Annotated in this window: 21 protein-coding genes and 1 pseudogene; 10 read left to right on the top strand and 12 right to left on the bottom strand. The window is 28.8% G+C overall.

Features of this window, described 5'->3' with window-relative positions; translation table 11 throughout:
• Window positions 1-412 precede the first annotated feature (412 nt).
• The 7 genes and pseudogenes from Q0H31_RS08925 to Q0H31_RS08895 all read right to left on the bottom strand — a co-directional run bounded on the left by Q0H31_RS08925 (window position 413) and on the right by Q0H31_RS08895 (window position 5,755).
• The gene (locus Q0H31_RS08925) at window positions 413-904 is read right to left on the bottom strand and encodes a bacteriohemerythrin (RefSeq protein ID WP_295297395.1); all 492 of its coding nucleotides are present in this window, start codon (window positions 902-904) and stop codon (window positions 413-415) included.
• Window positions 905-929: 25 nt separating this feature from the next.
• The gene (gene hslU, locus Q0H31_RS08920) at window positions 930-2,291 is read right to left on the bottom strand and encodes an ATP-dependent protease ATPase subunit HslU (RefSeq protein WP_295297393.1); all 1,362 of its coding nucleotides are present in this window, start codon (window positions 2,289-2,291) and stop codon (window positions 930-932) included.
• Between the two features lie 3 nt (window positions 2,292-2,294).
• On the bottom strand, window positions 2,295-2,825 hold the full coding sequence (hslV, locus tag Q0H31_RS08915) for an ATP-dependent protease subunit HslV (RefSeq protein WP_295297391.1): 531 nt from the start codon (window positions 2,823-2,825) through the stop codon (window positions 2,295-2,297).
• 412 nt (window positions 2,826-3,237) lie between these two features.
• Window positions 3,238-3,747, bottom strand: a complete 510-nt coding sequence (rimM, locus tag Q0H31_RS08910) for a ribosome maturation factor RimM (protein ID WP_295297389.1) — start codon at window positions 3,745-3,747, stop codon at window positions 3,238-3,240.
• Window positions 3,744-3,986 carry a KH domain-containing protein gene (locus Q0H31_RS08905; RefSeq protein ID WP_014489041.1) on the bottom strand — a complete coding sequence of 81 codons (243 nt, stop codon included), beginning with the start codon at window positions 3,984-3,986 and terminating at the stop codon, window positions 3,744-3,746. Before Q0H31_RS08905 ends, rimM begins: the two co-directional genes overlap by 4 nt.
• Window positions 3,987-4,136: 150 nt before the next feature.
• Window positions 4,137-4,379: pseudogene (rpsP, locus tag Q0H31_RS08900) on the bottom strand (30S ribosomal protein S16); the annotation flags it as partial.
• Between the two features lie 20 nt (window positions 4,380-4,399).
• A complete protein-coding gene (locus tag Q0H31_RS08895; protein ID WP_295297385.1) occupies window positions 4,400-5,755 on the bottom strand; it encodes a signal recognition particle protein in 1,356 nt (451 codons plus the stop codon).
• Between the two features lie 222 nt (window positions 5,756-5,977).
• Between Q0H31_RS08895 and Q0H31_RS08890 the strand changes: the two genes are divergently transcribed.
• From Q0H31_RS08890 to Q0H31_RS08880, 3 genes are all read left to right on the top strand, one after another.
• The gene (locus Q0H31_RS08890) at window positions 5,978-6,457 is read left to right on the top strand and encodes a hypothetical protein (RefSeq protein ID WP_295297382.1); all 480 of its coding nucleotides are present in this window, start codon (window positions 5,978-5,980) and stop codon (window positions 6,455-6,457) included.
• A gap of 224 nt (window positions 6,458-6,681) precedes the next feature.
• Window positions 6,682-8,241, top strand: coding sequence for a hypothetical protein (locus Q0H31_RS08885; RefSeq protein WP_295297380.1), 1,560 nt, complete (start codon window positions 6,682-6,684; stop codon window positions 8,239-8,241).
• A 15-nt stretch (window positions 8,242-8,256) separates the two neighbouring features.
• Window positions 8,257-9,813, top strand: coding sequence for an NAD(P)-dependent oxidoreductase (locus tag Q0H31_RS08880; RefSeq protein ID WP_295297378.1), 1,557 nt, complete (start codon window positions 8,257-8,259; stop codon window positions 9,811-9,813).
• Here the strand turns inward: Q0H31_RS08880 and Q0H31_RS08875 are convergent.
• Window positions 9,810-10,454, bottom strand: coding sequence for a hypothetical protein (locus tag Q0H31_RS08875; protein WP_295297377.1), 645 nt, complete (start codon window positions 10,452-10,454; stop codon window positions 9,810-9,812). The two genes, Q0H31_RS08880 and Q0H31_RS08875, sit on opposite strands and share 4 nt — an antisense overlap.
• A 199-nt stretch (window positions 10,455-10,653) precedes the next feature.
• Between Q0H31_RS08875 and Q0H31_RS08870 the strand changes: the two genes are divergently transcribed.
• The 3 genes from Q0H31_RS08870 (at window position 10,654) to rseP (ending at window position 13,868) form a co-directional block, all read left to right on the top strand.
• Window positions 10,654-11,676, top strand: coding sequence for a diguanylate cyclase (locus Q0H31_RS08870; RefSeq protein WP_295297375.1), 1,023 nt, complete (start codon window positions 10,654-10,656; stop codon window positions 11,674-11,676).
• A 23-nt stretch (window positions 11,677-11,699) separates the two neighbouring features.
• Entirely contained in the window at window positions 11,700-12,290 is a 591-nt protein-coding gene (locus tag Q0H31_RS08865) for an L-threonylcarbamoyladenylate synthase (protein ID WP_295297373.1), read from the top strand.
• Window positions 12,291-12,491: 201 nt separating this feature from the next.
• Complete coding sequence (gene rseP / locus Q0H31_RS08860; RefSeq protein WP_295297371.1) at window positions 12,492-13,868, top strand: RIP metalloprotease RseP; 1,377 nt, start codon at window positions 12,492-12,494, stop codon at window positions 13,866-13,868.
• 63 nt (window positions 13,869-13,931) lie between these two features.
• On the opposite strand, the gene celB is transcribed toward rseP, so the two are convergent.
• Complete coding sequence (gene celB / locus Q0H31_RS08855) at window positions 13,932-15,266, bottom strand: PTS cellobiose transporter subunit IIC (protein ID WP_295297369.1); 1,335 nt, start codon at window positions 15,264-15,266, stop codon at window positions 13,932-13,934.
• A 298-nt stretch (window positions 15,267-15,564) separates the two neighbouring features.
• On the opposite strand from celB, the gene Q0H31_RS08850 reads away from it, so the two are divergent.
• Window positions 15,565-16,740: a cell surface protein gene (locus Q0H31_RS08850; protein ID WP_295297367.1), complete on the top strand. Its 1,176-nt coding sequence runs from the start codon at window positions 15,565-15,567 to the stop codon at window positions 16,738-16,740.
• 33 nt (window positions 16,741-16,773) lie between these two features.
• A complete protein-coding gene (locus Q0H31_RS08845) occupies window positions 16,774-17,721 on the top strand; it encodes a glycoside hydrolase family 16 protein (protein ID WP_295297365.1) in 948 nt (315 codons plus the stop codon).
• 182 nt (window positions 17,722-17,903) lie between these two features.
• Here the strand turns inward: Q0H31_RS08845 and Q0H31_RS08840 are convergent, their stop codons facing one another.
• Window positions 17,904-19,229 carry a PTS transporter subunit EIIC gene (locus Q0H31_RS08840; protein WP_295297362.1) on the bottom strand — a complete coding sequence of 442 codons (1,326 nt, stop codon included), beginning with the start codon at window positions 19,227-19,229 and terminating at the stop codon, window positions 17,904-17,906.
• Between the two features lie 97 nt (window positions 19,230-19,326).
• A complete protein-coding gene (locus tag Q0H31_RS08835; RefSeq protein WP_295297360.1) occupies window positions 19,327-20,673 on the bottom strand; it encodes a PTS transporter subunit EIIC in 1,347 nt (448 codons plus the stop codon).
• Window positions 20,674-20,871: 198 nt separating this feature from the next.
• Here Q0H31_RS08835 and Q0H31_RS08830 point away from each other — a divergent pair, with 198 nt between their 5' ends.
• The gene (locus Q0H31_RS08830; protein WP_295297358.1) at window positions 20,872-22,299 is read left to right on the top strand and encodes a 6-phospho-beta-glucosidase; all 1,428 of its coding nucleotides are present in this window, start codon (window positions 20,872-20,874) and stop codon (window positions 22,297-22,299) included.
• Between the two features lie 91 nt (window positions 22,300-22,390).
• Here the strand turns inward: Q0H31_RS08830 and Q0H31_RS08825 are convergent, their stop codons facing one another.
• Entirely contained in the window at window positions 22,391-23,683 is a 1,293-nt protein-coding gene (locus tag Q0H31_RS08825; RefSeq protein ID WP_295297357.1) for a dicarboxylate/amino acid:cation symporter, read from the bottom strand.
• A gap of 204 nt (window positions 23,684-23,887) precedes the next feature.
• On the opposite strand from Q0H31_RS08825, the gene Q0H31_RS08820 reads away from it, so the two are divergent.
• The gene (locus tag Q0H31_RS08820; protein WP_295297355.1) at window positions 23,888-24,781 is read left to right on the top strand and encodes a LysR family transcriptional regulator; all 894 of its coding nucleotides are present in this window, start codon (window positions 23,888-23,890) and stop codon (window positions 24,779-24,781) included.
• Window positions 24,782-24,966: the final 185 nt, after the last annotated feature.

The following is a 24,966-nucleotide window of genomic DNA, read 5'->3' as shown; positions in this document are numbered from 1 at the left end:
CGATGCGATGCGATGCGATGCGATGCGATGCGATGCGATGCGATGCGATGCGATGCGATGCGATGCGATGCGATGCGTGATGTTAAATATATAGTTCATATAGTTCATCATTAGTATATGATAGCAAATAAATAATTTTTGTCAAGTAATTATAAAAAGTATATTTTTTGCTATTTTTGTGTAAATTAACATTATATTAAAAAATTAAGGAATACTCAAATATAATATTTATAATTATTAAATAAATTTATTTAATTTCATTTTTATTATATTTTTATAATGAAGTCATAAAATATGTGAATTGAAGAAAATTAGTCTGAAGTCTTAATATAAATTTATATTTTATAGCTAACTTTACTTTGATTGCTGCTATGAACCCTTGTCATTATAGATTTGATTTAAATTAATAATTCTATATATTGTTTTTCTTCAAGTAAGCTATTACTTCTTCTACAAAAATTTTATCTCTAAAAGCAATATGCTCTAACAGCCAATCTTTTAAATATTTTAAAAATTTATTAGCAACAAAAGGCTGCCCCTCTTCATATCTTCTTATTTGATTTACCAATTCTACGCAGAAATTCTTATGCATAGCCTTATGATTTTCAGCATCAGAATAATTAATTAAATCCATAATCTTCTCTTCAGTTTTAAAATGATACTGTGTATAATCAATACATTTTTTCACAGCCTTAATAAAAGCTCCATTACTCTCCCCATTATTAATAGTGCTTAAATAAAGTTCATTAATAATATTAACAAGTTCCTTATGCTGATTATCTATAATTTTGTGTTTAGTCTCATATATAGGTCGCCATTTAATAAATAAATTACTTTCATTTAAAGCAACATCTGTATCGTCAATATTAAGTTGGCTTAAATCAGCCTTTTCTATATCATTCATAAATTATCCTCCTATTATTAAATAATTATAATATATATCTGCTAATATCTCTATTTTCTTCTATATCTTTTACAGCCTCCTTAACATTATCGGAAGTTATTTTTATAAATTCTCCGCTATGTTCATCTGCACTGAAAGAAATCTCTTCAAATACCTTCTCCATAATAGTATAAAGTCTTCTTGCTCCAATATTTTCAACATTAGTATTAATATTATAAGCCAAATCAGCTATTTTTTCTAAAGCCTCATCTTCAAACTCTATTGTAACGCCCTCAGTTTTAAGTAATTCTTGATACTGTTTAGTAATAGCATTCTTAGGATTAACAAGTATATCTTTAAAATCTTCTTTAGATAAAGCTTTTAATTCCACTCTAATAGGAAATCTTCCCTGCAATTCCGGTATTAAATCAGAAGGCTTATTAACATGAAAAGCACCAGCCGCTATAAAAAGTATGTGGTCAGTTTTTATAGGACCATATTTAGTATTAACTGTTGTTCCTTCAACTATAGGAAGTAAATCCCTCTGTACACCATGACGAGCCACATCAGCACTGTCTGTTTTATTTCCGCTTGCTATTTTGTCTATCTCATCTAAAAATATTATACCCATATTCTCAGCTAAAGATAAAGCATCAGAAGTAACTTTTTCCATATCTATTAAACTTTCAGACGCCTCATTTATAAGATATTTCTTAGCCTCTTTTACTCTTAATTTTTTATTCTTTTTGCTTTGAGGCATAATGCTTCCAACCATAGACTGAATCATATCATTCTCTTCAAATCCCATTCCCGGTATTATACCAAACATTCTGCCCTGACCAGATGATATTTTTATTTCAACATAACTCTCATCAAAATCTCCGTTTGCTATGCGTTTTTTTATTTGCTCTTTAGCATTATTTTTCTTCTCAGCCTCTTCAGCAGATATTATTTCATTATCTTCTTTTTTTACAGATGGAAGTAAAAGTTTAGCAAGTTTATCCAAAGCAATATCAGTAGCCTCTTTTTCAACCTCTTTCATCATAGAGGTTTTAAGCTCAAATATAGCCGCATTAACCAAATCTCTCACCATACTCTCAACATCTCTGCCCACATATCCAACTTCAGTATATTTAGTAGCCTCCACTTTAATAAAAGGAGCATTAACTAATTTAGCAAGCCTTCTCGCAATCTCAGTCTTACCAACCCCAGTAGGTCCTATTAAAATAATATTCTTAGGAGCAACTTCATCTTTTAACTCCTCAGGTAAATGACGTCTTCTATATCTATTTCTTAAAGCTATAGCCACAGAACGTTTAGCCTCTGTCTGACCTATTATATATTGATCTAAAGCTTCAACAATTCTTCTAGGTGTAAGCTCACTTTCTAATTTAGCATCAAATGACATAATCTATTCTATTACCTCCAAAGAAATATTACTATTGGTATATATACATATTTGTGAAGCAATCTCTAAAGACTTTCTTGCTATCTCTTTAGCAGAAAGATTAGTATTTTCACTCAAAGCCATAGCAGCCGCCTTAGCATATTGTCCGCCGCTTCCAATAGCAAGTATATTATTCTCACTCTCTATCACATCACCATTACCAGATAAAAGCAACATTTTCTCTTTGCTAGCCACTATAATAAGTGCCTGTAAATTTCTAAGCATCTTATCAGTTCTCCACTCACGAGCAAGTTCCACAGCAGCACGTGTTAAATCACCCGAAAACTCTTGAAGCCTCTTTTCAAACTTTTCAAATAATGTAAAAGCATCAGCGGTAGAGCCAGCAAAACCCGATATTACCTTACCCCCGTATAGTTTTCTTAATTTAACAGCATTAGGCTTCATCACAGTTTCGCCTAAAGTAACCTGTCCATCTCCAGCTATAGCAGTAACACCATCTCTGCATACCGCACATATAGTAGTGCCTTTAAACATATAGTATCCTTTTTTTAAATTCTATATATATTATTTTAATATATATTCTTTTCTAATGCAAATTTTTTGCAGTAGTCTAACAATCATTAGTTAATACTTGTATTATAAATATACTCAAAGAAATAATTTTGTCAATTTATATATTTTTGTAAAATGTGTGTAGTTTTTAGTATATAGCTAAATAAGTATATTTTGTAATATGATTTTTATTAAACTTTTCCCGCCTTCGCACCCATACCTAAAGTTACTTCCTACGGTCTGCCTGAAGGACTCCTTTCAGTCGCGGTGCGGACTTCGTCAAAGTTTTCGCCCTTTTCTGGCACGCTTCGTGAAAGTGCAAATATTTTAGCTTTGTATCTTTTTAATATCTATAAAGTAATAAATGTATATTTGTGTAAAAATGCAGTTATTTTCACTCTTCATCAACTATAGGTTTCTCTATAATCTCTATAAACTTATTAGCTTTATCAACTTTTCCGAAATATGCCCCAACAAATGGTATAGAAATCTCTTGTTTACTATTCTCCAAAGAAATAACAAAAACATAATTAGATGGCAAAGAATATAAATCTACTACTTTTCCATAGAGTTTCCCATCAGAATCTATTACATTATAGCCTATAATTTCAGCCTCATAAAAACTGTCATCATCTAAAGAGGGTAAACTATCATAGTCTATATAAATGTCTTTACCTATTAAAGCTTTGGCATCATCAATATTATCTATTTTTTCTAATTTGAAAACAAAAGCTTTATTTTTTTTCTTTATATTTATTATTTTATATTCTTGATTATCAATATATATGTTGATATTATTATTTAAAAAAGGAAGAGAGGCAAAATAACTTTTATCTAGAAAAGAAGATTCTACCTCTCCATTTAAGCCATGCACACTAGTGATAGTTGAATAAAAAATCTTCAATTGTCAATAATCTCAAGCATAACACGTTTACCGCTTTTCATAGAAGCAGCAAAAAGAATAGTTCGTAAAGCATGAGCTATACGACCTCTTTTACCTATTATCTTACCTATGTCGCTTTGATTAACCTTTAGCTCGAGAATAGTACTTTTTTCACCTTCAATCACTTTAACACTAACCCCATCAGGCTCATCAACTAGCTTTTTAGCTAGGTACTCAATAAGCTCTTTTTCTTCCGTCATAGCACACTCCTTTTATTATAATATATATTAAGCCTCAGTGTTACTTTCTTCTGTTGTTACCTCTGGCTTAGCTTGTGTACGATTCTTACGTCTCTTCTCAGGATTTTTCAATGCTCTTTTTTGTTTTCTAGCAAGCGGAGCTCCTTTATCTTTCTCCATTAATCCTTCTTTTACAAGAATACTCTTAACTGCATAAGTAGGCTGTGCACCATTAGAGAGCCATTTTTTGATGTTCTCTAAATCTAATTTGTATAAAACATCTTTAGCCTTAGGATTAAACCAGCCCAACTCCTCTATAAAACGACCATCACGCGGAAAACGAGAATCTGTTGCAACTACACGATAATGAGGTTCATGTTTGCGACCTATACGTTTTAATCTTAATTTTACCACCTTTCTTTCCTCCAAAATTATTACATTAATTTATTTAAATCATCTATAGACATACCTATGCCCTCTAGGGATTTTGCTAACTTATTCATTTTTTTAGTGCTGCCCATCATATTCTTCATCATTGTAAATTGCTTTATTAGCTGATTTACATCATAAATACTTTGACCGCTTCCATTAGCTATACGCATCTTTCTTGAATTATTCAAAGGAAATAATGCTAAACGCTCTTTTTTAGTCATTGATTGTATAATAGCTTTATATTTTACAAACTTCTGTTCTTCTCTGCTTATTAATTCATTATCCACATTAGCCATTCCCGGTATCATAGAAGTCATTTTAGATATACCGCCCATTTTAGTTGTAGCATCTATCTGTTTCAAAAAGTCATTATAATCAAAATTATTTTCTATAACTTTTTGAAGCATCTCTTGAGCTTCTTTCTCACTGATAGCAGCACGAGCTTTTTCAACAAGTTTTACTATATCACCCATGCCGAGTATCTGACCTGCAACTCTTTTTGCATCAAATACATCTATATCTTCTAAATGTTCACCAGTACCTATAAACTTAACTGAAGAGCCTGTTGCATAACGAAGCGATAAAGCAGCTCCTCCTCTAACACCAGAGTCAAATTTTGTAAGTATTACACCATTTATGCCAATATTGCTTTGAAAACTCTTAGCAACATCAAACACACTTTGACCTGCTGTAGAATCTACAACGAGTAATTTTTCTGTAACATCAACAGAATTAACAACTCTTCTAAGTTCAAGCATCATCTCTTCATCTATCTCTAAACGTCCTGCAGTATCTACAATAATCATATTATACTGCTCTTTTTTAGCGATAGACATAGCTCTTTTTAATATTTTATAAGGCTTTTTTTCTTTTGTATCTATATGACAAGGAACATCAACCTCTTTAGCTAATACTGCTAATTGTTCCATAGCAGCAGGTCTGTGTACGTCAAGACCAACAAGAAAAACTCTTCTTTTATCTTTATAATATTTAGCCAATTTAGCAGAAGTTGTAGTTTTACCAGAACCTTGCAAACCGAATAGGAGAGTAACTGTTGTTTTTTCTACAGGTTCTAATTTAAGACCGCTTTCACCTTCGCCTATCATAGAAACCAAAGTATCATGAACATCGGCTACAAATTGATTAGCAGGGTCTACATTTTCTAACTTTTCTTTTCCTATGGCTCTTTTTTTGGCTTCTTCTAAAAATTTATCAGCTGCTTCTAAAGATACGTCTGCTGATAATAAGGCTTCTTTAATTCCTATGAGGGTGTCTTCTATATCTTTTTCAGATAAGACTTTTTTATCGCGTAATTTAGAGAACACGTTAGATATAGATTTTGTTAAGTTATCAAACATTAAAAAATACCAATAAATCAATAATCTGTGCTTAGTTATTCTAAGGCAAAAACATAAAAAAGTCAATGTTTTTTAGATAAATTCATATAAACTGTTACAGGTTGGAATATTTTTTTTATTTTTTATGAAAATTATCTAACATATTAAACAATTTTTATGTAAAATTAAAATTAAGCTATATAATAAAAAAATAGATAAAAAAGTCGATACTAATTTTATATTATGAAAAACGTATTAAAACTAACTATTCTTATAATCTTAATTATTAGCTGTAAACTTCAAAATATTACAGGTGCAGGTGTAAATAAAAAATTTGTAGGAACTTGGATAGGAAGCATAGAAGAAGATAATGCAAACTACCCAAGCACTCCAATACCGCAGCAACTGCAAGATGATACAGGAGAAACAACGGGTGAAAGAGAAATTATCGTAACTATTAATGAAGACGGTTCTATTAATATAGATAGTGACTTTATACCTGCTTCAAGCATATATGAAGATGTTAAAAATAATATATACTATTATACAATATCTTATATTATTACCAATGGTGAAGCAAAATCTACTACTATGTTTAATTATATGATTATATTTGAAGATGAATCAAATGCTACAATAGAAGGTGTAACAATAATCACATTAGATGAAAAACAACAAAGACTAAAAGTTCCGCAAACAACTATAACTAAACAAACTTTGTAAAAATACTAAAATAAATATAATAATTTTAAAAAAACATATTTATGTAATATTGTAGTACATATAAAACATTTTTTTATATTTATTGAAAAAGTTTGTAAAAAAAATCCGAAATTAATATCATTAAATAAAAATTTATTTTTTTATCAATTTACATTTATGAAAATTTTGTTATAATTTTGTATAATAAATTATGCAAAAAAAAATTAGTTAGTTAGGAAGAAAAAATGAATAATAGAATACTTATAATCTTTGCAATAATTGTATTTTCTTTTTCAAGTTTATTTTCTCAGAACATATATACAACTAAAGATATAATATTTAATTTAGATAACTCCGCTGTAAAAAGATCAACAGCTTATCAAATGTCTTCATATTCTGATAAATTAATGGCTAAAGATATATTTGATTTAGATAGAACATTATTCTCAGGAATGTATGCTCCTAGTTTTAAAAATGGTATGCAAAACACAGCTCAATTATATTTTGGTATACCAATAAAAGATAATGAGATGTATTTTGGAATAGGAGGAGCTTTCTCAATAGATTCTCAAACTATGGAATATAATAGAGAATATATACCAGTTGCTAATAGAGTTATACTTGGTAAAGAGAAAAACTTAGATACTTCTTTTGCATTCAGACCTGTTTTTAAAATTAATGATATGGTATCTATACATTATATATTAGCTAAATCCGGAGGATATTATATTAATCAAGGATATAGTTATTATCATCAAACTAATGAGAATAATTATGCAACTATAACAAACAATATTACAAACTCTCAATGGTATAATGAAATAGCGGTGAGTGTTGTTTTTAATAATGATATGCAGTTAAATTTACCAATAGCTATAGCAGTAAATAACTATTCGCAAAATTACATAACAAACAACAGCACAAAAGATACATTATCACATCAATATATAAACACTTCTACAAATTCTTTTGATAATTCTGTAAGATTATTGTTTTATCCAGAGTTTGTTATGCCTTTAGTAGCAGGACCTTTGCAAAAATTGAATTTTAATCTTGGATTAGAATTTGACCTTTACAAAGATAATCAAAAGAGTTTTATTCTAAACTCTACAAATATATCTCCTAATGAAATAGATAAAGTAATAAATAGCGGTTTAGCTAATAGCAATCAAAATTATAATCTTAATATGAGTTTTGATATTAGTGCTGCACCTACTTTAGAATGGGATATAATAGACAGAGTAATAAAATTAACAACAGAACCTAGAATAGGTTTAAGATTAAATGTAACAAATCTAGGCACAACTTATATAATGTCTAATACTTATAATAGTGTTAATAATACAATAGATGAAGGTAATTTAATAACTACTGGCGATATTCTTCATAATGCTATAAGTATTATTCCATATTTAGAAATACCTGTTGGAACTGCAATAAAGCCTTTAGATTGGTTTGAAATTAGAGGCGGAATAAAATATGGATTAGATATGAATATATATTCTTTATATAGAGAAACAGCACAAAAAGAAGTAATAGAAAGTCTCGAAACGGATTTTGTATCAAAATTAGGACTTTATGCAGGGCTTGGATTTTCTTGGAAAGACAGATTATTCCTTGATTTCTTCTTAGATTTGGCTGTAACAAGCAAGCATGAATCTATATGGGTGAATGGTGTTGGATTTCAATTATCTTATGCATTCACTAAATTTGACTATTTACAAAAGGAAGATCCTCCTATATATTCTTATACAAATGGTGATATGAATAATGATAACAATAATATTACTAATGATGTATTATAAAAAATAGGAGAATTAATGAAATATACAGTTAGCTTAACTGGTTCTACAGGGAATATGGGTCTTGAAACATTAAGACAATTAATGGAGATAGAAGATATTGAACTTGTAAAAGTGCTTGTAAGAAAAGAAAGCAAAAAAGCAGGCGATAAATTTAAAAAGCAGTACGGCAAAAGAGTAGAAATAGTTACAGGTTATTTACATAAAAAAGAAGATTGCGAGAAGTTAATAAAAGGCTCTCATTATGTGCTTAATCTTGCTGCTGTTATACCTCCAAATTCGGACAAATATCCAAAGCTTGCACATTTAACTAACTTTGTGGGGGTTAAAAATATTGTTGATATATTAGAGGAAATGCCTAAAGATAAACGCCCTAAGCTTGTTCATATATCAACGGTAGCACTTTATGGTAATAGAAACGAAAAGCACCCTTGGGGAAGAGTTGGAGACCCTTTGCTTATAAGTCCATATGATGCTTATTCTTTTTCCAAATTAAAAGGCGAAAGATATGTTCTTGATTCATCATTAGAAAATAGGGCTATAATAAGACAAACTGCTATGCTTCATAATAGAATGCTTACAGACAATATGAGCGATGGGCTTATGTTTCATACTTGTTATAATGCACCGCTTGAATGGGCTACAGCAAGAGACAGCGGACTTTTGATGAAAAGAATAATTGTTGAAGATATAAAAGGCAATTTAGATGACTATTTTTGGAAAGGCTGTTTTAATTTGGGAAGCAAGGCAGAAAACAGGCTTATTGGTTATGATACTTTTAATGACGGATTCAAATTAATTGGAGGCTCCACAAAAAAATATATGAATCCTAATTGGAATGCTGTAAGAAACTTTCATGGGCTTTGGTATTATGACGGAAATAAATTAGAAGAATTATTCTCATATCAAAAAGAGTCTGTTACTGATTATTGGAATGAAATAGGAAAAACTCATTGGTATTATGCTTTGGGTAAAATTGTACCTCCTTCTTTAATATCATTTTTTGCTATACAGAGACTTTTGCCGCATCCTAATTCACCGACATATTGGCGTAAAAATAATGAAGACGGTAAGATAATTGCTTATTTTGGAAGTTTAGAAAACTTTGATAATTTGCCTAAAAAATGGGAAGATTTTAATTTACTTTTTGAAAATAAAGACTCTGAAGGAAATTATATAGATTATAAAGCTTTGCTTGATATAAAAAATGCTAAGCTTCTTAATCATGGTTATGATGAAAGCAAAAAAGACAGTGAAATAGATTTAGAAGACCTTAAAAAAGCTGCCGAGTTTAGAGGGGGTAAACTTTTAAGCGATAGCATGACTAAAGGTGATTTATACACAAAATTAAAATGGTCTTGTGCTGATGGGCATGAATTTGAAGCTTCGCCTTTTACTGTTATAAAAGCTGGTCATTGGTGTGAAGAATGTATGCCGGATTATACTTGGAATTTCGATATTTTATCTAAGAAAAATCCTTTCTTTGCTCAGGTTTGGTATGATTCGCATGATAAAGATGAAGATATGATTTATTATTTTGATGAAAACTTTAAAGCACATTACAAAAAAGTTTAATATAAATTATATAGATAATTAGTGTAAACATACATATCATTAGAGTTTTCTATTATAACAAATTCTACCCTTCTGTTTTTTTGTGCATCTCCATAATCTATTAAATTTTGAAGACCTATAGATTTAAGTTTATCATTATCGTTTATCAATAAATCTTCTACTGCCAATGAACGCAAATATGATAAGTCAAATTCATTATTATATCTATCATATAAATATAATATATTATTTGTAGGGCTTAAATTATATATAGTGTTTTTATTCATATATCTAACTTCGCTAGAATCAATATGACCTTCTATATATATATTAAGAACATTTGTATATTTTAATATTAAAGATAAATAATCTAAAGTTTCTGCATATTTATTTGTATTTACAATACTGCTGTTAGAATCAAAAAATATAGGTTCTTTTAATATTAAAACTTTTCCTCTTTGAGTGTTTTGCACATAATAAACATTATTTTGAGAATCATTAGATATTGCATCATTTGTAATGTTTGTATATTTTACATTATTGTTTGTATAATTTGCATTGTTTATATTATTTAAATTTTTATCATCAGAATTGTTTGATATAATAACGGCACTTTGGCAGCCTATAAGAATTAATAAAGATAATAATATAAAAACTCTCATTTACAACTAATTTTTATTTTTTATTTATTTAAAATCTATCTCATTATCGGATAATTTATAAAAAAATCAATATTCATATTTTTTTTATAAATTATATATTACATTTTAAACATATAATTTCAATATTTTTATTTAATATATTTTGTTTTATTTACGATATTAAATCATATACATATAAAATTAGTAAAGTATTATATTTATGAATGAAAACATTTTAGTCATAGAACATAGAGCAGAACTATTAGAAAAAATAGTTGATATATTAAAAGAAAGACATTATAACCCAATATCAACAAAGTCCCGTTCTCAAGCCATCAGTATATCTAATGAAACATCGCTTGATTTAATAATAATCGATGCTGATATAGGTGATTCTCAAGGGCTTCAGCTTTTGGACACTTTTAAAAATCAAGAAAATACTAAGGGTATACCTGTTATATTATTAAGTACGCCGTATAAAAAAATAGAGTTTATAGAAGAGGCTATATCTTTAGACATTGATGGGCTTTTATTTACTCCTTTCGATGAAATGGAGTTTATAGTTAATGTGCATAATGCAATGAAAGAAAAGAGAATGTATATAGAATATCAAAAAAATCTGAAACAAATAGATTATCTTCAAAATGCTCTGAATAATATGACTGAAACTTCAAACAAAAATTATCAGTCTTATAAAGAATCGCAAAAGAAATACGAAGAAATATTAAATATTGATTTAGAAACAGGTTTTTATAATAAGAAAGAATTTTTAGTTCAATTTAAAAGATTGTTAGCAGAAACCGTAAGACATCAGGAGACTATAATATTAGCTTCTTTTTCTATAGACGGCATAGATAATATAATAGAAGAATTCGGTATAATGGCCGGAGAAGAAATAATATTGCAATTTTCTAAAGTATTAACTAATGCAAGCAGAGAAGAAGATCTTATAGCCAGATATGATACTAATTTGTTTATAGTAGCATTTAAAAGAATGGATATAAGACTCTATGAAGAGAAGATAGAGCAAATAAAAGAATTAGTAAATAAAAATGAAATAATGTATAATGAGATAGTTATAAAATATACTGTATCTGCCGGAATAGCATATACAGCATATAAAGAAAACTATCATTTTGATAATCTTGATAAGGAGATAGCTCCTTCTCTTCTTGCTTTACATAATGCAAAGAGAAGAGGTTTTGCTAAAGTATATATTCACCCTACTGTTATTAGAAGATAGTCAATGATAATGAGGATACTAATATGGTAATTGAACTTGATAAAACAAATGCTGATAGTGTAGAATATGCTATAGAAGAAACTGTTAAAGTTATAAATAGGGGCGGGGTTGTTATATCGCCAACAGATACTGTTTATGGAATGTTGGCTGATGCTTTTAATGTTGATGCTATTAATAGAATATATTCAATAAAAGAGAGAGAAAGAGAAAAACCTCTGCTTATACTTTTAAAAGATTCTAAGTTTATTGATATATTATGCGAAGGAAATATACCAGATACAGTAAAAGCAAAGATACCGGGCGAACTTACTTTTATTATGCCTCTAAAAAAAATCATAAAAAAAGATTTTCTATATTTAAAAGATACTGTTGCTCTTAGAATACCTAAAGATGATTATATGAATAAGCTTTTACAATTAACTCCCCCTCTTGTGGCACCTTCAGCTAATCCTACAGGTTATGGTGTTATATATGACGGAAATAAACTTGTAGAGCTATATAAAGACAAAGTTGATCTTATCGTTAATTGCGGAACTATTGAAAAAAAACTTCCTTCTACTTTATATGATTGTATTAATAATAAAGTGCTTCGTCAGGGAAGTGTTTATTTATAATTATTTAATAAAAACATCAATTTATATAAATTATATAAAAAATAAATTTACATAATTCCTATTGAAATATATTAAAAATATTATATCATTCTTCAAATTTAAAAAATATTAAAACATTAGTATTGAAATATTTTATTATATAATATATACTAATTAGTAATTATTATCAATAAAGATAGTATTTAATAAGGAGGCTCAAAATTGAGTTGGATAGGTGCTATTATATTATTAAGTGTGCTTGTATTTGTTCATGAAATGGGGCATTTACTTGCTGGTTTAGCTGTTGGAATAAAGGCAGAAGCTTTTTCAATAGGGTTTGGACCTATAATATTTAGAAGAACTATAAAAGGAATAGATTTTAGATTGTCAATAATACCGTTTGGAGGATATTGTAAATTTAAGGGAGAGATGTCAGAAGATGGAAAAGTAGAAGATGATGATTTTATAAGCATGTCTCCATTAAAAAGAATTATAGTATATTTTGCAGGTCCGTTTTTTAATTATTTATTTGCTTTTTTACTTCTTGTTATATTAGTATCAATACCTTCTACAGTGGATTTATATTCACCAACTATAAGCGTATTTAAAGATGCTAAATATATGCATGCAAAATCTGGAAATACATTAGCTTATGAATATGGCATGAGAAGCGGAGATACTATTACAGCTGTAAATGGAACTAAAGTTAATTATGATAATGATGTATTAAAGCTTATAAATGAAGAGGCTATACAAAAGAATGCAGATAGTATTAATTTTACATTAAATAGAAAATCTGCAGAAAGCGGAAATATAGAAACAGTAAATGTGTCTATACCGTCTGTAGAAATATTGAAGGCATTAAGCGGAGAGAAGGCATTAGGTTTTTATTTTGGCGGAGATTTAATTATAAAGAATGTGGTTAGAGATTCTGCTGCTGAGGAGGCCGGACTTCAAGCTGGAGATAAGATATTAGCTGTAAACAATATAAACGCAGATAATATAGCAGATTTCAGACCTCTTATAATGGATAATGCTTTAAATAAAATTACAATCACTGTTTTGAGAGATGGAGAAGAGATAACAAGAGAGGCCATGCCGAAACCTGTAGAATCAAAAAACGGCACTTATGGAAGTTTGGGTATAGAGTTTATGAGTACACCTGTAAAAGTTGAAAAAATAGATGGTACCTCTTTCCCAAAATCTATACCAGAGGCTTTTAAAGAGACTGGTAAATATATTGTTTCTTATGTAAATGGATTAAAGCTTTTATTTACTGGTAAGCTGTCAGTAAGAGAGAATTTAGGAGGACCTGTAAGGATAATACAGCTTTCTTCTCAGGTAATATCTGTTAGTGTTGATAGGATTAGAACTATACTTTCTTTCACTGCTACTATAAGTTTAATATTATTTTTAATGAATCTTTTGCCTCTTCCTGTTGTAGATGGTGGTATGATAGTATTTTCTTTTATAGAGCTTATAATGAGAAGACCTATAGACAGAAAAGTGCTTACAAAAATACAGGCTTTTGGTGCAGCATTTTTAATAACACTTGCTATATTTATAACAATAAACGACATCACACAAATATTTAAATGAAGGTTTTAATATAAAAAAAAGAGACTCTAAAAAATATAGGGTCTCTTTTTTATTATAAGGATTTTATTTTGTTTGTTCTTCTTTTTCTAATTCTTTTAAATACATATTTAGGAAAGGTTTATATATAAAGTAGTCTAAAATAATTAATCCAACTATTAATATAGGAGCTACAACATTTAAATTAGTAGAGATGAAAGAACCTAATATAGAAGGAGTAGTCCAAGGCACCAATGCCACAACCTTACCTATTATATCAAGTTTCATGAATATGTAGCTTATAGTAGCATTAATTATAGGAGTTAAAAGGAAAGGTATAACAAATATAGGGTTCATTACTATAGGAGCACCAAACATCATAGGTTCATTAATATTAAAGAAACCAGGAACTATAGAAAGTTTACCGATATATTTCATATGAGCATTTTTAGTCATAATCATAGCTATACATAAACCTAAAGTAGCACCAGAACCTCCTATATATACAAAGCTATTCATAAACTCACCAGATAAAACTTTTGGCAGATGTTCACCTGCAGCAAGAGCAGCCTGATTAACAGCCAAATTAGTTAGAGCAATCGGTTGTAAAACGGCATTAACAACATTAGCACCATGTATACCGCAGAACCATAATATGTGTATTAATAGCAATATAATTATTATAGATATCAAACCATCTGACATATTCAATAATGGCTGTAAAATTTTCATAATTAAATCTGGTACCATAATTTTCATGTTATTTTGTATAAGCATATTTACAGTTTGGAATAACAAAGAAATTACAGCTACAGGAACTAATATTTCAAAAGATTTAGCTATAGCAGGAGGCACAGAATCTGGAAGTTTAATAGTTATTTTTCTTTTAGATAAGAATCTTGCTATTTCTACAGATAACAAAGCAGCAATAATAGCAACAAAGAGTCCTTTAGCATCTAAATATCTTGCATCCAAAACACCAACATTAACTTCTTCTGCCACATGTAATAACTCAGCAGCAGCACCTATTACTGTTACTGCCAAAGATTTTGCAGACAATAGTAAGAATGCATACATAGACAACAATCCGTTTGTAATTTGATCTTGTCCATAATATCCAGCTAAAGAGTATCCTATACCAAATGAAACGAATAATGACATGATACCCATACTAACATTAAATATTTGTATATAATTTCCTGAAAATGCTTGTACAAAACTTTCATAAGGAGGGAAATACATAAAATTAGTCTTATCGCTTAAAGGTAAATTAAATAACAATAGTACAAAAGAACCTATAATAATAAATGGCGTTGCAAATACAAAACCGTCTTTAATAGCATTTAAATATCTGTTCATGGCTATTTTTGACATTATTGGAAGAAATTTGCTTTCCATAAAAGCATTGAATTTTTCTTTCATAAGAATACCTCTTAATAAAATTTATTATTTATTTAAAGTCTAATAGATTAAAACAAAAAGTCAATTAAGTAGCAGAAAAAATATTACCAGATTAATGTAGTAGTTTATTTGTATGAGTTTTGTTGATTTTTGAGTTTTTGTTTTCTATACTGAAAATATAACATATTAAAACTAAAGTTAATTATGAATTGTAAAAAATATTACCAGATTAATGCAGTAATTTATTTGTATGAGTTTTGTTGATTTTTATAATTTTATTTTTTATACTTAGTATGTAAATATAATTTAAGGAGTTTGTATGAAAAAGTACATTGCTTTACTATTTCTAATGCTTTCTGTTTCGACTTCATATGTTTTTGGTTATTATAACTATGATGATTTTATTGATTTTTTAGTACATAGTAACCAATTTAGAGCACGTCTCGATAAGCTTGGTTTTAAATTAGAGGCCAATAATGTTCACGTTGCTGCAGGACTTACAAGTATTACAGCAGGTAAAATATTTAACAACTTGTATAGTATGACTGATATGGAAACTTCACAAAACAATGGTACAAAACTTCAAAAGTATTTCTTTATACCAAAAGCAGTTGCAGGAATAGGTTATAAAACTTCTATGGTAGGTGTTGGTTTAGGTTATGAATTTGCTTATTCTGACCCATCATATCAAGTTCATACACCAATATTAACAGCAACAGTTCTTAATGATAATATTAGAATAAATGTGCCTGTTAGTATAGGAATAGGTTCTAAAGAAAAAGACGGAGAAATGGGAATATCTACTCCTATTGAGCTTAGATATTATATGAATTTACCATTTATGAGTAATATAAGATTATATGCTAAATATGGTGAATATAAAAATAATGCAAATGCTAAAAGAAAATCATTTGGTATTGCTACAAGAATATATTTCAGAGTTGAAACTGAAGATGTTCTTATAGAGCCTATATTAAGACTTCAATATGACCAGGCTTTAAAAACAAAAGATGAAAATGGAAAAACATGGGCAGGAGAGAATTTTGATATAACAGCATTCAACAGAGCAGCATTTTCTACAGGAAGAGATTACAGAGGATATGTAGCAGATGATTTAGGCTTGCTTCAAACATTAGGTTATAAAATAGAAGACCCATATAGATTTAGTGTTGCAGTGCCTGTAGGATTTACTTCAAGCAGTGATACTATTAGCTTATATCTTGAGCCTTCTTTATCATTCAATATGATAGGAGGATCCAGAATATATAAAAGCAATCAGAATAATTCAGATTTAATAAAATTAAGAAAAGATTTATTCTATACAGTTGGATATCTTGTATATGGAGAGATATATTTAAAACCAACAAAATCATTAGAATGGTATACAGAGATACAAACAGGCGGAGCAACTGTAATAGGTTCATTTAATAAAGGAAACATAAGTGAATTTGTATTAAATGCTTCTACAGGTATAACTTGGTATTTTAGTTTATAAAAAAAATAAAATAAAATTTAAAGGAGTAAAAAAATGAAAAAAATTATAGTCTTTTTATCAGCTTTAGCTACTTTTGCTGCATTTGCAGTATCATGCAGTAATGATACTACAGATCCAAATGAAGGGAATGGCGGCGGCGGCGGCGGTGCCGGTGCCGGTTTGACAACTAATAGTTTCTTTAGAGATGATTTTGATGGTACACAAATAAATAAAGATATTTGGACATTATGTTATCAAGAATATGATGCTAACGGTAAATCACCTACTTGGAATAGATTTTTTGATAATACAGGTTGGGAAAATGTAAAAGTGGAAGGCGGTTATTTAAAATTGAAAGCAAATTATGCTCCTTCTGACGGTGGTGAGTATCAGCAATTTAAAACAGGCGGTGTTTATACATATAATAATAAATTTACTGTTGGAAGCCGTGTTACAGTTAAAGCTGTTTTAGTTGAAGGTAATGATAAACAAACAATAGGTTCTAAATTTAATATTACAGGTGCTTTCCCTGCTATATGGTATTACCCTTTGGGAACTCCAAATGAATGGCCTGCGGACGGTGAAATAGATATGATGGAATGGATTTCTAGTGAGCCTAATAGAGCTTGGTTAACAATACAATGTTTAAGAACATCTGGAAATTCAGCCTCTGTAACTGCTGACATGTCTGGAGTAAATAATAACATAAAAATGTATGATTGGCACGTATATACTTGCGATATATTAAAAGATAAAGTTATATTATACATTGATGGTAAAAAAGGTTTAGAGTTTACTACTACTAAACCTTCAGACCAAAAATGGTATCCATATAATGATGTTGCTCAATATTTAATATTGAATGCTTCATATCAGAATGGTTCTTGGGGTCCTGGACCTGATGAAAATGAGTCAGCTAATTATGAGATGTGGGTAGATTATGTTGTTGTAGAAGAAATAGATCCAAATAACCCTGACCCTGCACTACCAACTTATAATTAATAAATTTTTGATTATCCTAAATTATTTAAAGAGGCAAATAAGAATATTGTTTGCCTCTTATTTTTTATTTAAAAATAGTACCCACTTTTAACTGATAATATTCATGATTTAATTAAATTCTAAAAATATATATCATAAAATATTTATACACTTTTTTATTGCCAATTAACTAATTGTGTATTTTAATTATTTTCAATTTTCTTTATATGAATACTTAAAAATGGTTTATACATCAGATAATCTATTATGAATAAACAAATAATAAGTAGCGGTGCTTTTATACTAAAATTAGTAGATACAAATGCATTTAAAATAGACGGAGTAGGCCAAGGCACAGCAGCAACTATTTTACTAATTATATTTAATTTAAAAGCAAAATATGTAATTACAGCATTTATAATTGGAGTGAAAATAAAAGGAATAAAGAAAGTATTATTCATAATAATAGGTGTTCCAAATAATATAGGTTCATTGATGTTGAATATTCCGGGAACTATGCTTGTTTTTCCTATAGATTTTATTTCTTCATTTTTGCACATAAGCATAGCTATACATAAACCTAAAGTAGCTCCAGCCCCTCCAATATATATAAACCCATTCATAAACTCGCCTGCAAAAATTCTATTTAAATTTTCTCCATTGATTATAGCATATTGGTTAATGCTTAAGTTTATTAATACAGCGGGGTTTATTATAACACTTCCTACATTGGACCCATGAATGCTTCCGCAAAACCATAATATATGAACTAATAACAATATAAAAATTATTAGTATTAAACTATCTGAAATAACTGCCAAATATTCAAAAACTTTTAGAGCGTAGCTTGCTATAGTATTATTAAAATATTTTTCTGTGATTACATTAATAAATATACATAAAATAGAAACTATAAAAAATGGTATTATTGATTCTACAGTTTTGGCTATAGCACTTGGTATTATTTCTGGAAATCTAATATTTATTTTTACTACTAATCTATATATTTCAACAGATACTATAGCACAAACTATTGCAAGTACTATTCCTTTAACATTTAAATATCTTGCATCTATAACATTTATTTGTAATTGTTCGCCCAAGTCTAACAATTGTGATGCTGTATTTACTGCTGATATTGATAGGGTTTTTGCTGATAATAATATAAATGCATATGCTGATAAAAAAGAGTTTGCTAATTTACCTAAATTATAATGCTCTGCGAGGGCATGTGCTGTTGAGTATGATAAAAATATTGATATAATTCCTATGCTCGAATTAAATACAGCTATATAATATTTATGAAAGTATTGAGTAAAATCATGATAACCTTTTATATATAAAGCATTATCAGGATTTGAAAACGGCAAATTAAAAATTAATATAAATATAGAACATGTTATAATAAGCGGAGAGAGTGAATAAAAACCTAAATTAATAGAATTGATATATTTATTTGATGCAAGTTTTGACATTATAGGTGCTAATTTATTTTCTATAAATGTATTAATTTTTTCATTGTTACTCATTTCGATTACCCTTTTTTGATGATTATAAAATTATCTTTATATTAAAAAACATTGTTAATGATTATTTTTTATATCATTAGCAATGTTTTATAGTTTTTTAGCTTACAGCAGCAATTTCTTCTTTTTCTAATTGTTTTATATATATGTTTAAAAATGGTTTGTATATAAAATAGTCAAGAACCACTAATCCTAACACCAAAACAGGTGCTAAGAAATTCAAATTGGTTGCGATGAATGCCGCCAATGGTGAAGGAGTTGTCCAAGGAACGAGAGCAACTATTCTTGAAATAATATTAAGCTCCATTAGGATATATGATATTATTGCATTTATTATAGGAGTTAATACAAAAGGTATAGCAAACAAAGGGTTCATTACTATAGGTATGCCGAATATTATAGGTTCATTAATATTAAAAACACCAGGAACAATTGCTAATTTACCGATAGCTTTTACTTGAGCATTTTTGCACATAAGCATAGCTATGCATAAACCTAAAGTAGCACCAGAACCTCCAGTATATGCAAAAAATGCCATCCATTCTCCTGCGAATATTTTAGGTATTTGTTCGCCTGCAGTAAGAGCAGCTTGATTTATTGATAAGTTTAATGAAGTAGTAAGCCCCATTATAGGACCAACAATATTAGCACCATGTATACCGCAGAACCATAAAACGTGAATTAATAATAAGAATATAATTATGGCTGGTAAACCATCTGCCATATTAAGAAGCGGCTGAATAAAAGTTAATAATAAGTCTGGTATCATTACATGTAATTTATTTTGTATTATAACATTTACTATTTGGAATAATATAGATATAACAGCTACAGGTATTAGAATTTCAAAAGATTTAGCTATAGCCGGAGGCACAGAATCTGGAAGTTTTATCATAATATTTTTTTCCATTAAAAATCTTGATATTTCTACTGTTACTAATCCGCATATAATAGCAATAAATAATCCTTTAGCATCTAAATATCTTGCATCTACTATAGCAATATTTGTGTTTTCGGTAACATGAAGTAATGAAGCAGCACTTCCTATCATAGTAGCAGTTATTGATTTAGCTGATAAAAGTAAAAAAGCATACAAAGAGACAAAACCGCAAGTTGGTTTATCCATATTATAATGACCAGCGAATGAATATCCTATACCAAAAGCTCCGAATAAAGCCATCATTCCCATAGTACAATTATATATTTGTATAAACTCTGTTTGAAATCTTTTTACAAAAACGCCATAAGGTTCAAAATATAAGAAATTGTTAGGGTCTTGAAGCGGTAAATTAAAAAGCAGCAAAACGAATGAACCCACTATAATAAAAGGTGTTGTAAATACAAAACCATCTTTAATAGCAACCAAATATTTATTTGAGGCTATTTGTACCATTTTTGGCAAGAATTTATTTTCCATAAAATCTGCAGCTTTTTCTTTGAAAGTCATAAAAAATCTCCTTGTATCAAAAAAATTTATTAAAATAATATTATTGTTACTATTGGGAACTAGTATAGAAATAATTTTAAATCAAGTCAATTAAACTCTTATTAATTAATTACCAGATTAATATGGAAAAAATATTGTTTGAGTTTTTATGCTTTTTACATTATTTTAATCTTAGTTTTTAATATAAGGGGTTTATTTATGCCATTTAAAAAAGGTTTTTTATGGGGAGGAGCTACCGCAGCAAATCAATGTGAAGGCGGCTTTGATAAAGGCGGAAGAGGTTTGGCTAATGTTGATGTTGCTCCGCATGGTAAAGATAGAACTGCTGTTATTAGCGGTAAAATGAAAATGTTTGATTTTGACAAGGATCATTATTATCCTTCAAAAGATGCTATTGAGATGTATACTCATTATAAAGAAGATATAAAATTATTTGCCGAGATGGGTTTTAGTGTTTATCGTATGTCTATTGCTTGGAGCAGAATATTTCCTAAGGGTGATGAAGATAAACCTAATGAAGAGGGCTTAAAATTTTATGAAGATGTATTTAAAGAGTGTTTAAAATATAATATAAAACCTTTAGTTACTATTACGCACTTTGATTGCCCTATGCATTTAATTACAAAATACGGCGGTTGGAAAAATAGAATAATGATAAAATTCTATGAAAATCTTTGTAATGCTATATTTAACAGATATAAAGGTTTAGTAGAATATTGGCTTACATTCAATGAAATAAATATGATTTTGCATTTGCCTTTTATGGGAGCTGGACTTTATTTTGAAGAGGGTGAAAATGAAGAAGAAATGAAATATCAGGCAGCTCATCATGAATTGGTTGCAAGTGCATTGGCTACAAAAATAGCTCATGAGGTAGACCCAAACAATAAAGTGGGATGTATGCTTGCTGCTGGAACTTGTTATCCTTATTCTTCAAAGCCGGAAGATGTATTAGCTGCTCAGCAAAAAAATAATGAATCTTATTTCTTTGTTGATGTGCAATCAAGAGGAAAATATCCTAATTATGCTTTGAAAAAATTTGAAAGAGAAAAGTTAAATATCAAAATGGAAAAAGAAGATTTAGACTTATTAGCTAAATATACTGTTGATTTTATTTCTTTCTCTTATTATACAACAAGATGTGTTACTGTGGATAAGACGGTGCATGTAGAAACAAAAGATGCTTTAGAAAGAGATATTAAAAACCCTGCATTAAAACAAACTGAATGGGGTTGGACTGTTGATCCGCTTGGAATAAGAGTTACTTTAAATGATATTTATGACAGATATCAAAAGCCTATGTTTATAGTAGAAAATGGACTTGGTGCTCATGATAAGCCTGATGAAAATGGTTATGTGGAAGATGATTATAGAATAGACTATTTAAGAGAGCATATAAAAAATATGAAAGATGCTGTTGAAATTGATGGTGTTGATTTGATAGGATATACTACTTGGGGACCTATAGATTTGGTTTCTGCTGGTACCGGTGAAATGTCTAAAAGATACGGCTTTATATATGTAGACAGAGATGATTTTGGAAATGGTACTTTAAAAAGAAGTAAGAAAAAATCATTCTTCTGGTATAAAAAAGTTATAGATAGTAATGGGGAAAATTTAGAATAGAGGTATTTTTTATTTTATTGTAAGGCTTTTAGAGATTTCTCGGCTAAAAGCCTTTTTTATTATCAACGTTTTTTTATAAACTAAAATATATTTAATCTTTCCACTTGTTCATATCCATCTGTTTAGTAAGTTTAGCAACCACTGCAGTTCCGCATAAATCTCCGGATATGTTAAGAGCAGTTCTTCCCATATCAAGTATAGCATCTATTCCAAGTATCATACCATAAGCAGCCGCAACATTTACATCAGAGTTAATATCAAGACCAATAGAATTAAGCACCATAAGAAGCATAATAGAACCAGCACCCGGAACTCCTGCAGTACCAACAGCAGCAAGCACAGATACCACAACAACAGTTAACTGAGCATTAAAACCTAATGCATTGCCTGTAGCATTTGATATAAATATAGAACATATTCCCAAATATATAGCAGTACCGTTCATATTGATAGTGGCACCAAGAGGTAAAGTAAAACTATAAATACCTTGATTAATTCCCATCTTTTCATCAGCTACTTTCATAGATATAGGCAATGTACCGCCGGAAGAACGTGTAACAAATGCAGTAAACAATGGTTCAAAAATCTTTACCAAAAATTTCTTAGGGTTAATTCCAAATATAAGATTGATTATGCTGTAAACAATGATAAGCTGAATAGCAAAAGCGATATATATAGTATATGTAACTTTTAATAATGATTTAAAAGATTCAGGACCATTTTTAGCAAATACTGTAAATATTAAAGCAAAAACCCCTATAGGAGCATAAAACATAATCCAGCCAACTATTTTTATTATAATATTTGTACAGCCGTCAAAAAACTTATATACAATATCTGCACTATTTTTTGTATTTTCATTATCTCTGCAAAATGCCAATGAAATTCCAAAAAATATAGAGAAGAATATTGTAGGAAGTACATCTCCGTCATTTTTAGCAAAAGATGAAAAAGGGTTGGTTGGTATAGTTGAAAGCAAAGTATCTATAAAATTGGGTTTTACAAACTCTTTTGTGGTAGCCATAGCCATATTTAAATCTAAATCCAAACCAGGTTTTAATAAATTACCAACAGCAAGACCAAAAACAGAAGATATTACAGAAGTTATCATATAAAAAATAAGTATGACAATACCAACTATGCCAAGATGCTTTGGTGATATGCTTGAAACTCCGCTTATTAAAGTAAAAATAATTACAGGCATTACTATCATTTTTAAAAGCCTTATAAAAATATTGCCTATAGGGTCTGATATTGAAATTAATGTTTTTAATGTTTCTTCTGAAGCATATGCAGAAGCAAGCATTCCAAGTACAGCACCTATGATTAAACTAATTAGTATCATAATAAGTAACTTACTTTTTAAATCTTTTATTACAGACATATTTATAATCCTCAAAATAATTTGCAAAAATATATTATGTAATAATATAAAAATCAAGGTTAATTTATTATTAAAGAATTATAATACTGCTTATATATCTACTATTAAATTATTGACTAATATTGATATATTTGTAGAATGTAATAAGTTATAGTTTGTATTGTCTGATACTTAAAAAGCATAATTATATTTTAGGGTAATATTATGGAAATTAGGGCATTAAAATATTTTTTAATAACGGTGAGGGAGGGTAATATTACAAAAGCAGCTAAATATCTTAATCTCACTCAGCCGAATTTATCAAGACAGATAAATATGCTTGAAAGAGATATTGGTCATAAGCTTTTTGAGAGAAGGCATAGTAATATAGTTCTCACACCTGAAGGAATTTTATTAAAAAAAAGAGCAGAAGAAATCATCGATATGATAGAAAAAGCAAGAGCAGAATTTAATTTTACTGATGAGGTTATAGCTGGAGATATATTTATTGGTGCGGGCGAGAGTTGGTCTATGAGCTTAGTAGCTTCTGTTATGAAAGATGTTCAAAAAGACTACCCTCATATAAAATATAATATTTACAGCGGCAATTTTCAAGATATTACAGAAAAGCTTGATAAGGGATTACTCGATTTTGGATTATTAATTGACCCTGCTGATTTATCTAAATATGATTATTTAAAAATGCCTGCTAAAGATACTTGGGGACTAATTATGAGAAAAGATTCTTCCCTTTCAAGAAATAAAAATATAACAAAAAAAGATTTATTAAATATTCCTTTAATAATTTCAAGGCAGGTAATGGAAACAGAAATAGAGGACAATGATTTTTCAAGGTGGTTTTCAGACACTTTTGATAAGCTTAATATAACAGCTACTTATAACTTAATTTATAATGCTTTGATTATGGTGAGAGAAGGTATGGGGTATGCTTTATGTTTGGATAAGTTAATAGACAATATGCATAATGAAAATATTTGTTTTATACCTTTAAAGCCGAAATTAGAATCAGGGCTTAATATTGTATGGAAGAAGAATCAAGAGTTTTCAAGAGCTTCCAAAATATTTCTTGATGCACTCAAAAATAAATTTAAAGTTTAATTTATAACGCACGTTAATAGAAATAAAAAACATAAATGAATTTCTATTTTTTATATAATTATAAAATTATAACTATTAAAACGTGCGGTGTATATATAACAAATTTAAAAAAATTGTTTAGGAGCCATACATATTGCACGTTTTTTAGTTTAAAAAAAGCAGGTATTCCTTATAATTTAATTAAC

Source organism: uncultured Brachyspira sp., assembly GCF_934747485.1.
Lineage (GTDB): Bacteria > Spirochaetota > Brachyspiria > Brachyspirales > Brachyspiraceae > Brachyspira.
The sequence above is the reverse complement of the archived record's forward strand: the minus strand, read 5'-3'. Positions and strand labels throughout refer to the sequence as shown.

Coding starts and splice junctions, on each gene's coding strand:
- Q0H31_RS08925 (WP_295297395.1), bottom strand. CDS start 904: ATGAATGATATAGAAAAGGCTGATTTAAGCCAACTTAATATTGACGAT.
- hslU (WP_295297393.1), bottom strand. CDS start 2,291: ATGTCATTTGATGCTAAATTAGAAAGTGAGCTTACACCTAGAAGAATT.
- hslV (WP_295297391.1), bottom strand. CDS start 2,825: ATGTTTAAAGGCACTACTATATGTGCGGTATGCAGAGATGGTGTTACT.
- Q0H31_RS08905 (WP_014489041.1), bottom strand. CDS start 3,986: ATGACGGAAGAAAAAGAGCTTATTGAGTACCTAGCTAAAAAGCTAGTT.
- Q0H31_RS08895 (WP_295297385.1), bottom strand. CDS start 5,755: ATGTTTGATAACTTAACAAAATCTATATCTAACGTGTTCTCTAAATTA.
- Q0H31_RS08890 (WP_295297382.1), top strand. CDS start 5,978: ATGAAAAACGTATTAAAACTAACTATTCTTATAATCTTAATTATTAGC.
- Q0H31_RS08885 (WP_295297380.1), top strand. CDS start 6,682: ATGAATAATAGAATACTTATAATCTTTGCAATAATTGTATTTTCTTTT.
- Q0H31_RS08880 (WP_295297378.1), top strand. CDS start 8,257: ATGAAATATACAGTTAGCTTAACTGGTTCTACAGGGAATATGGGTCTT.
- Q0H31_RS08875 (WP_295297377.1), bottom strand. CDS start 10,454: ATGAGAGTTTTTATATTATTATCTTTATTAATTCTTATAGGCTGCCAA.
- Q0H31_RS08870 (WP_295297375.1), top strand. CDS start 10,654: ATGAATGAAAACATTTTAGTCATAGAACATAGAGCAGAACTATTAGAA.
- Q0H31_RS08865 (WP_295297373.1), top strand. CDS start 11,700: ATGGTAATTGAACTTGATAAAACAAATGCTGATAGTGTAGAATATGCT.
- celB (WP_295297369.1), bottom strand. CDS start 15,266: ATGAAAGAAAAATTCAATGCTTTTATGGAAAGCAAATTTCTTCCAATA.
- Q0H31_RS08850 (WP_295297367.1), top strand. CDS start 15,565: ATGAAAAAGTACATTGCTTTACTATTTCTAATGCTTTCTGTTTCGACT.
- Q0H31_RS08845 (WP_295297365.1), top strand. CDS start 16,774: ATGAAAAAAATTATAGTCTTTTTATCAGCTTTAGCTACTTTTGCTGCA.
- Q0H31_RS08840 (WP_295297362.1), bottom strand. CDS start 19,229: ATGAGTAACAATGAAAAAATTAATACATTTATAGAAAATAAATTAGCA.
- Q0H31_RS08835 (WP_295297360.1), bottom strand. CDS start 20,673: ATGACTTTCAAAGAAAAAGCTGCAGATTTTATGGAAAATAAATTCTTG.
- Q0H31_RS08830 (WP_295297358.1), top strand. CDS start 20,872: ATGCCATTTAAAAAAGGTTTTTTATGGGGAGGAGCTACCGCAGCAAAT.
- Q0H31_RS08825 (WP_295297357.1), bottom strand. CDS start 23,683: ATGTCTGTAATAAAAGATTTAAAAAGTAAGTTACTTATTATGATACTA.
- Q0H31_RS08820 (WP_295297355.1), top strand. CDS start 23,888: ATGGAAATTAGGGCATTAAAATATTTTTTAATAACGGTGAGGGAGGGT.